Source organism: Elstera litoralis (assembly GCF_000963705.1).
Taxonomy (GTDB): domain Bacteria; phylum Pseudomonadota; class Alphaproteobacteria; order Elsterales; family Elsteraceae; genus Elstera; species Elstera litoralis.
In genome coordinates this window covers 1-5,876 of the sequence record NZ_LAJY01000106.1, presented here as the reverse complement: position 1 = coordinate 5,876, position 5,876 = coordinate 1, and the positions used below count along the sequence as shown (strand labels likewise).

General features: G+C 60.8%; 7 protein-coding genes. 2 read left to right on the top strand and 5 right to left on the bottom strand.

All coding sequences use genetic code 11. The features are described from left to right. The 4 genes from VZ95_RS05375 to VZ95_RS05365 form a co-directional block, all read right to left on the bottom strand. The coding region (locus VZ95_RS05375; RefSeq protein ID WP_045774953.1) for a ribonucleotide-diphosphate reductase subunit beta at positions 1–342 on the bottom strand (342 nt) is incomplete at its 3' end. 51 nt (positions 343–393) lie between these two features. Further along, a complete protein-coding gene (locus VZ95_RS05370; protein WP_456297678.1) occupies positions 394–1,848 on the bottom strand; it encodes a ribonucleoside-diphosphate reductase subunit alpha in 1,455 nt (484 codons plus the stop codon). Next, a complete protein-coding gene (locus tag VZ95_RS29650) occupies positions 1,746–2,246 on the bottom strand; it encodes a ribonucleotide reductase N-terminal alpha domain-containing protein (protein ID WP_456297677.1) in 501 nt (166 codons plus the stop codon). The genes VZ95_RS05370 and VZ95_RS29650 overlap by 103 nt, the downstream gene beginning before the upstream one ends. Positions 2,247–2,444: 198 nt before the next feature. Then, entirely contained in the window at positions 2,445–3,365 is a 921-nt protein-coding gene (locus VZ95_RS05365; RefSeq protein ID WP_232302488.1) for an alpha/beta hydrolase, read from the bottom strand. Here VZ95_RS05365 and VZ95_RS05360 point away from each other — a divergent pair. Beyond that, positions 3,358–4,515 (top strand): glycosyltransferase family 4 protein, encoded by a 1,158-nt coding sequence (locus VZ95_RS05360; protein ID WP_232302487.1) that lies wholly within the window; start codon positions 3,358–3,360, stop codon positions 4,513–4,515. The genes VZ95_RS05365 and VZ95_RS05360 overlap by 8 nt on opposite strands. 42 nt (positions 4,516–4,557) lie before the next feature. Beyond that, positions 4,558–5,475 (top strand): glycosyltransferase family 9 protein, encoded by a 918-nt coding sequence (locus tag VZ95_RS05355; protein WP_045774952.1) that lies wholly within the window; start codon positions 4,558–4,560, stop codon positions 5,473–5,475. Positions 5,476–5,563: 88 nt separating this feature from the next. On the opposite strand, the gene VZ95_RS25125 is transcribed toward VZ95_RS05355, so the two are convergent. Continuing rightward, positions 5,564–5,876 (bottom strand): hypothetical protein (locus VZ95_RS25125; RefSeq protein ID WP_198148103.1); only part of this gene is annotated, 313 nt, incomplete at its 5' end.

The window sequence follows — 5,876 nt, the reverse complement described above, 5'->3', positions numbered from 1 at the left end:
CATGCCGATAGTATCGAGCAGATGCGAATAGGCGGCGATATGCACCGTTTCCATATTTGAAAAGGCGGTCAGCATCATTTTAATTTCGGTCGGCTTGAACACCCGGCCGTATTTTTCGTGGTAGCAATCCTGCACTTCCACATCGGCTTGCGTAAAGAAGCGGAAGATTTGGGTCAGCAGATTGCGTTCGTGATCGGTGAGTTTGCGCGCCCAATCACGGCAATCTTCGCCCAAGGGCACCTCTTCGGGCATCCAATGGATCTGTTGCTGACGCTTCCAGAACTCGAAGGCCCAGGGATATTCGAACGGCTTATAAGCCTTACTGGCGGACAGAAGCGGCATCGGAGCCTCGTTTTAAAAACAATGTAAGCAGAAAAGACAGAGGCCACGCGCCTATTGGCAGGCGAGGCACTCGTCGTAATCCTTGACTTCGGCGATCACCTTGCGGCGCTCGTAGGTATTGTCGGTCTCGACCCCGCCCGCAAAACCCGCGCGCTGCACGCTCTTCGAGCGGCAGTAATAGAGCGATTTTACGCCCATTTCCCACGCGCGGAAATGCAGCATCAGCAGGTCCCACTTATCGATATCGCCCGGCAGGAAGATATTGAGCGAGGTGCCTTGGCAAATATAGGGCGTGCGGTCGGCGGCGAATTCCACCAGCCAACGTTGATCGATCTCGAACGCGGTGCGGAACACGGCTTTTTCGTCGGCGCTGAGGAAATCGAGATGCTGCACCGAGCCTTCATGCTCCAGCATCGACGACCAGATATTTTCGCTATTGCGGCCCTTCTGGATCAGCAAAGCTTCCAGATAGGGGTTGCGCACGGCAAAGGAGCCGGACAGCGTTTTGTGATTGTAGATATTGGCCGGGATCGGCTCGATCCCCGCCGAGGTGCCGCCGCAGATGATGGAAATCGAGGCGGTGGGCGCAATCGCCATCTTGTGACTGAAGCGCTCCATCACGCCGACTTCCGCCGCATCCGGGCAGGCGCCGCGTTCTTGGGCGAGGTACATGGAAGCCGCGTCCGCCCGCTCTTTCAAGTGGCGGAAGACGCGCATGTTCCAGGATTTCGCGAGCGCGCTTTCCAGCGGAATGCCCTTCATCTGCAAGAAGCTGTGGAAGCCCATCACGCCGAGGCCGACCGACCGCTCGCGGCTGGCGCTATATTTAGCGCGGGCCATTTCGTCCGGGGCGCGGTCGATGAAATCTTGCAGGACGTTATCAAGGAAGCGCATCAAATCTTCCACGAAGCGCGGCTCGTTACTCCACTGCTCCCACATCTCGACATTCACCGACGAGAGGCAGCAGACCGCCGTGCGGGCCTTGCCGAGATGGTCCGGCCCGGTGTGCAGCATAATTTCGGAGCAGAGATTCGAGGTGGAGCATTTCAGGCCCAAAGTGCGCTGATGCTCGGCCATCGTCCGGTTCACGGTATCGATGAAGATCACATAGGGCTCGCCCGTTGCGATGCGGGTTTCCACGAGCCGTTGGAACAGCGCGCGGGCATCGGCCATGCGCACCACTTCCTTGGTCTTCGGGGAACGCAGCGGGAATTCACTGCCATCGCGCACCGCTTCCATAAACTCGTCGGTCAGCAGCACGCCGTGATGCAGGTTCAGGGCCTTGCGGTTGAAATCGCCGGACGGTTTGCGGATTTCCAGAAACTCTTCAATTTCCGGGTGATTAATGTCGAGATACACCGCCGCCGAGCCGCGCCGGAGCGAGCCCTGACTGATGGCGAGCGTCAGACTATCCATAACGCGGATGAAGGGGATGATGCCGCTGGTCTTGCCATTAAGGCCGACGGGCTCGCCAATCGAGCGAACCTTGCCCCAATAGGTGCCAATGCCGCCGCCGCGCGCCGACAGCCAAACATTCTCGTTCCAGGTATCGACAATGCCATCGAGACACTATCGTCGACCGAATTGAGATAGCAGGAGATCGGTAGGCCGCGCCCGGTGCCACCGTTAGAGAGAACCGGGGTTGCGGGCATGAACCACAGGCGGCTCATGTAATCATAGAGGCGCTGGGCGTGGTCGGCATCGTCGGCATAGGCACTGGCGACGCGGGCGAAGAGATCCTGGAAACTCTCCCCCGGCAGCAGATAGCGGTCACGGAGCGTTTCTTTGCCGAAGTCGGTCAAGAGCGCATCGCGCGACCGATCGATCTGGACCGTTATTCCGGCTTGGGTCGGCCCCGATTGGCTCGGTGCCGTCACATACGCCCGCACATCACCATCCATCATTCCGGCCTCTTCAACTCTGTCGTTTTGTGTCGCTGGCCCTTAAGCCAATTTTGCCTGGACTAGCGACCTTCTGCGCCAGACCAAAGGGACGAACGCGATGGGCTCACCGCGTCGTCACACACAAGATATTGGGGAAGGACGCGTTCAAGTCAACTAGCCATATTGCTTGACAGGGGGCACACACAGCGCTCCAAAGGCTTAATCAGAGGTTAAGGATGCCGTCATTTCGCCGCAGAAATTACCGGGATTCTGGAGGGATTCGGACATGAGTTCAGCCAGAGTCTGAGCCAAAACAGCCAGATCACGGGAATGTGACAAACGATGGTCACCGCCCTTCAGCAAGGTCACTCTTAGGTCGGGACTCTTCAGACTCTGGGCGAGCGCGAGGCTGCAATCATAGGGAACATCGGCATCCTCCGTTCCGTGCAACAGGCGGACGGGAACCGGCATCGGATGCGCCCGATCCAGCACCAAATTTTTACGTCCGTCGGCGAGCAAATGCGCCGTAATCGGGTCGGGATCACCATAGGCGGAGGGGCGATAGCAGACGCCATCCCGGTCCAAGGCTGCCCGGAGGGCGGGCGTCAGGCGCGGCTCGATCAGGCGGGCGGTGAAATCCGGCGCAGCGGCAATGCCGATCAAGCCCGCCACCCGCGCGGGCCGCGCGAGGGCGGCCAAAGTCATCAACCAGCCGCCCATGCTGGAGCCGATCAAGATCTGCGGCCCCTGCGTCACTTTGTCCAACACGGTCAGCGTGTCGGCCCGCCAGGTGCTTATATCGCCTTGCGCAAACGGCCCGCCCGTCTCGCCATGTCCGAGCGGATCGAAGCGCGTGTACCCCAGGCCCCAGGCCGCCGCGAGGTGATCCAGCCAGCGCGCCTTGATCCCCACCATCGCCGAGCGAAAGCCACCAATGAACAGGATTCCCGGTCGATTGGCCGCAACCGCTGGACGATGCCGATAGGCGACCCTATGTCCATAGGCGGAATTTACTTCGTAGGCTGGGACCGAATCGGGTAAGGACTGATCCCGCGCCACGAAATCGGCCAGCAGTCGGCCAATCCCGTCCGGATCGACCCGAAGACTGCCGCTCGTGTAAGGATTGCTGTCGTTGACCACGCCGCCGCCTCTTTCTAATGCCGATGTGCCGCCGACGCGGCCTGCCGTCATTCTACAGGTTCTGCCCGCGCTGAAAACCGGCGGGGTCGAACGGACGGCGGTGGATATTGCCGTTGCAACCCAGCAGGCCGGTTGCCGCTCGGTCGTCGTCTCCTCCGGCGGGCCGATGGTGCATGAAATGGAGCGCAGCGGCGCGCGCCATATTCTATTGCCGCTCGACTCGAAGAACCCGATCACGATCTGGCGCAATGTCGCGCGGCTTTCCGATATCATCCGGCGCGAGGGCGTCGACATTGTCCACGCCCGCAGCCGTGCCCCGGCCTGGAGTGCCCTCTGGGCCGCTCGCCGCACGGGCCGCCCCTTTCTCACCACCTTCGCCGGGATCTATAATTTCAAGACCCGGCTGAAGCGCGCCTATAATGCCGTGATGCAAAAGGGCGATCTCGTTATCGCCAACTCGCAGTTCACCGCCGATCACGTCCACCATACCTATCAAACGCCGCTGAATAAGATTCGGGTGATTCCGCGCGGCGTCGATCTCGCGCTGTTCGATCCTGCCCGCATGCGCCCCGACCGGCTGGTTGCCCAAGCCCAAGCCCTGCGCCTGGAAGACGGAATGCCAGTGCTGATGCTGCCGGGCCGCGTCACGCGCTGGAAGGGGCACCGCGTCGTCGTCGAGGCTATCGCGCGGATGGACCGGCGCGATATCCAATGCCTATTCATCGGCAGCGACGAGGGCCGCGAAGACTATCGCGCCGAAATCGAAGCGCTCATCGAGCAACGCGGCCTCGGCGGCATTATCCGCTTTGCGGGCCAAGTGAAGGATATGGCCGCCGCCTATATGCTGGCCGATGTGGTGATCTCGGCGTCCACCGACCCTGAAGCCTTTGGCCGCGTTGTTGCCGAAGCCCAGGCGATGGGCCGCCCGGTCATTGCCTCCGACCACGGCGGCGCGCGCGAAACCGTGCTGCCGGGGGGAAAGCGGCTGGCTGGTGACGCCGAGCGATCCGAGCGCGCTGGCGATTGCCCTCACCGAAGCCCTGGCCCTGCCCACCGCCGTGCGCACTGCGATGGGCGCGCGCGGGCAGGCCCATATCCGCGAGAATTTCTCCAAGGTCCGCATGTGCGCCGATACGATGCTAGTCTATAATGAACTGCTGGAGCGGTTCACGGCCCCATCGGCCTAACGCCCGTGCCCGCCGCGCCAATTCTGGTTATCAAACTCGGGGCTTTGGGCGATATCGTGCTAGCCACCGGCCCGTTTGCCGCCATCCGCGCCCATCATCCTGATGCCTCGATCACACTGCTGACGACCAAACCCTATGCCGCGTGGCTCGGGTCCGCGCCCTATTTCGATGATATTTGGATCGACCCGCGCCCCGGCGCGCTTGATGTCGTCGGCTGGTTCAGCTTGCACCAACGGTTGCGCGGCGGCGGCTTTGGCCGGGTCTATGATTTGCAAACCTCCGGTCGGTCGTCGCGCTATTTCTGGCTGATGCGCCCGAACGCACCCGACTGGTCCGGCATCGCGCCCGGCTGCTCGCACCCGGATACCGACCCGAACCGCAATCATCTGCATACGGTGGAACGCCAAGCCGGGCAGTTGCGCGCCGCCGGAATTGCCGAGGTGCCGCCGCCAACCCTCGATTGGTGCGACGCCGACCTGACGCGCTTCACCCTGCCCGCCCGCTTCGCCCTGCTCGTGCCGGGCGGCTCGGCCCATCGCCCGGAAAAACGCTGGCCCGCTCTCGCTTACGCCGCCCTCGCCCGCCGCCTGTTAGAGCGCGGCATCACGCCGCTGCTGATCGGCACCGGGACGGAAGCGCGCGTGCTGGCGGAGATCGACGCCCAGGCCCCCGGCGTGGTCTCCCTGCTCGGACAAACCGATTTCCCCAGCCTCTGTGCCCTCGCCCACCGGGCTGAACTGGCTGTGGGCAATGACACCGGCCCGATGCACCTGATCGCAACGGCAGGCTGCCGAAGTGTGGTGCTCTTCTCGGGCGCCTCCGACCCGGCCCTAACCGCGCCACGCGGGCGGGCGGTGACGGTTCTGCGGGAGGCGCGGTTGGAGGATCTGTCGGTGGATCGGGTGATGGAGGGGGTGGGCTAGTATATGATCCAACCACTCTCGATCATTCACTCCCGCGAAAAATGAATTCTATATGGAGATTTTCTCTTATTATTTTTACTATTTTATATTATTGAACCTGTTCCCAACGCCAAATTGCTCTACCTAGATTACTGGCCGTCATTTCAAATTTCATTGGAATTTTCTCTCCTGAGGAGAATAATAGGACGCCACTACACTCGAGAGCATCTCTCTTAGCAGAAATTGTTTTTGGTGACTTTATATCAATCAATTGCACGCCAGCCTGCCGAATTACAGATGATGAGTTTATTGTATCGGCAAAATCAGCTAATACTTTCTCATTTTGGCAGTTTAACTTGGAGAGGTCGTAACCCTGTCCTAGCGCTACAGTCGGAAAAATAGCGTTGAGACAGGCAATAGTA